Source organism: uncultured Tyzzerella sp., assembly GCF_963558545.1.
In the GTDB taxonomy this organism is placed as follows: domain Bacteria; phylum Bacillota; class Clostridia; order Lachnospirales; family CAG-274; genus Tyzzerella.
Genome location: NZ_CAUWHO010000101.1, coordinates 1 through 2,735, shown reverse-complemented (window position 1 = coordinate 2,735; position 2,735 = coordinate 1). Strand labels below are relative to the sequence as shown.

Genomic DNA, 2,735 nt, shown 5'->3' with positions numbered 1-2,735 from the left:
AATCTTTAAAAAGAAGAAATTCTAAATATGGGTTAGGATTAAAAAGTATAAAAAATATAGTAAATAAATATAATGGTAATATGAAAATAAAGCTAGAAAATAATATATTTAAAACAAAAATAATACTAATATTAGATAAGTAATAGTATTAAAACTATAAATTTTATAAAATTTTTATAATTGAGGGACAGAAATAGTATAGTTGAGGGACAAATAAAAAATTTTGTCCTTTTTTGTGTTATAATAAATTTAAAAAATAAATTCTTATTAGAGGGGATAATTATGGATAAAAAGTTATTAGAAATAAAAGATAAATACTTTATAAAACTTTTACTTTTAGGAATAGCTAATTTATCAATGTTATTAACTATATCAAATATAAATTCAACTTGTAATTTTTTTACACATCAAGAAAAATTACCATAAAAAGCTAAAAAATTACGCAAATTTTAATTATGGAAACTATAACATTAAAATTTGTAAATATGCTTATAAATAACAATACAATAAAAAAAGAAGATGCAGAAATATATATCTATGGATTTAAAGAAATGATATTTATAACTTTAATTTTTAATAAAATAAATCTTTCTGCTTACATTTGCATTTCTTTATTATGTAATGGGGTAATGCTAATGCTAGGAAAGATTAATAATTTAATTATATATAAACACTCTAAATGAGTTTTTATATATAAATATATTAAGGAGGATTTTATTATGAAAAAATTTAAGAAAATGGTAGTGCCATTTACAATGGCAGGTATGATGATTTTGGGAAATTATTCAGTTTATGCTAATGATATTTCCCTATCTTTTATAGATGAAAAGGTTAATGAAATAGAAGAATTAATTTATGAAATGGATATGGTTAATGATTATCAAAGAAGTAATTTTGATAATCATATAAATCAATTACACATAGAGGCTGAAGAGTATTTCAAAAACTTAGATAAACTAGATGATGATGATATAAAAGATATGGAACTTATAATTGAAAAATTAGATGAATTAGATTTGAAAAAAATGGAAGTTTTTGAGGATAAAAATAGGGCTGTAACTTGGAGAGCAGGGGATATACTTATATACAAAACAGGTTCTAATAATTCAAATGGAGAACCATCTTTAACAGGGCATACAGCTGTATTATCAGATAGAGAAAGTTATGTTATAGAAGCTTCTAAGACAGTAAGTAATGGTGCTAAAGTATTCCATTGGCACGTATCAAATTTATGGGATGGGGCAAGTGGTATAAAACAATATCAAGTAACATCTACGTTAGGAACACCAGCTAATTCTAGTGAAAAACAAATTGCTGTAGATTATGGTATAAAACAAGTAGGAAAACCATATGCTATAAAAACAACATTATTTACGGACGAAGCTTGGTATTGTTCAAAGTTGACATTTAGACAATGGCTCCAAGCAGGATATGATTTAAGAGGAGCAATGAGTGTTGTTCATCCTATATATGGTATATTATTAGTAACTCCTAATGATATAGCACTTGATGTTAATACAAGAATATATAGAGATTGGGATGAAGAATTACCAACACCTTTATAATTTACTTAGAAAGGATTATTATGAATAAGTATATAAAACTAAGTTTAATAGTAGTATCCATATTTTTAATAGTAGTATTCATATTTTTTTCTATTATATGTGGATATTATATTTTTTATAATAAAAATCAAAAATTTATAGAAATCGATGGAATAGAAAATTTTAATCCAAATGATTTAATTGATAAAAGCTCAGGAAAAAATTATTTTTTATATTATCCATCAGATATAAGAGTATCTCAAAAATATACTTTAATAAAACAGGTAGATTCTAACGGAGATATTATAAATAAATATAAAGTTTATGATGATAAATTTAGAAGAGTTAAGGCTAATCAAAAAATATTAGATAAAGATAATTTATATTTATCTCTTTTTGGAGAAGCTGTTTTAGAAAATTGGTTTTATACATTTAATTTATCGAATAATACTTTTAATAGAGTTGATTTAGATTATTTTAATTATGATGTAGGAGTTAATTCTATAGATCATCAAGGAAATGATATTTTATTTTCAACTATTGCCACTCATACAACAGGAGACCAACAATATAATGAAGAAAAAAATAGTTTTAAAGTATCTATTTCAAATTTTACAACAAAAAAATCATATGAAACATCTTATGATTATATTCCGTATGGCTCATCTGGATTAATAACTTTTGATAATAAAATAGTTTATTCTGCAATGTGTTCAAATGAAAGTAATAAGTATGGAATAGTTTTTATAGACGATAATGAAAAATTAACTTTTTTTAGTTTCGATGAGATAGAAAATGAAAGTTTATCATTGATTTATGCAGACGATACAAATTTATACTTATTAAGTTCAACCAGTAAACTTATAATATTAAATAAAAATTTAGAATATGAAATATATAATATATCTAAAAATTATGAAGGTTATAAATATAGTTCTAAATTAGTATTAGATGAAAATAATATATTAATATCTTTACGGAATATTAATATAGGTAGCTCAAAAAATGATAGTACTATTTTAGGGGTTTTAACATTAAAACCTGATATAGAATTTAATATTATAGATAGTTATAAACCTAAAAACGGTTCTTTATATAAATTAAATTATATTGATAAAAATAGTAATATATTCATTATAGAAAGTAATAGAAATGATAACGGGAATGTTATAATTTTGGATTATAAGAATA

Annotated in this window: 5 protein-coding genes; all 5 read left to right on the top strand. The window is 22.3% G+C overall.

Annotated features, from left to right (window positions below; genetic code table 11):
- The coding region (locus R5Z65_RS10295) for a GHKL domain-containing protein (RefSeq protein ID WP_369124044.1) at positions 1-143 on the top strand (143 nt) is incomplete at its 5' end.
- 139 nt (positions 144-282) lie between these two features.
- The gene (locus tag R5Z65_RS09855; protein ID WP_317368849.1) at positions 283-426 is read left to right on the top strand and encodes a cyclic lactone autoinducer peptide; all 144 of its coding nucleotides are present in this window, start codon (positions 283-285) and stop codon (positions 424-426) included.
- 29 nt (positions 427-455) lie between these two features.
- Positions 456-683 carry a hypothetical protein gene (locus R5Z65_RS09850; RefSeq protein ID WP_317368847.1) on the top strand — a complete coding sequence of 76 codons (228 nt, stop codon included), beginning with the start codon at positions 456-458 and terminating at the stop codon, positions 681-683.
- A 36-nt stretch (positions 684-719) separates the two neighbouring features.
- Positions 720-1,565: a YiiX/YebB-like N1pC/P60 family cysteine hydrolase gene (locus R5Z65_RS09845; protein ID WP_317368846.1), complete on the top strand. Its 846-nt coding sequence runs from the start codon at positions 720-722 to the stop codon at positions 1,563-1,565.
- A gap of 20 nt (positions 1,566-1,585) precedes the next feature.
- Positions 1,586-2,735, top strand: a 1,150-nt coding sequence (locus R5Z65_RS09840) for a hypothetical protein (protein WP_317368845.1), incomplete at its 3' end; no start/stop codon positions are given.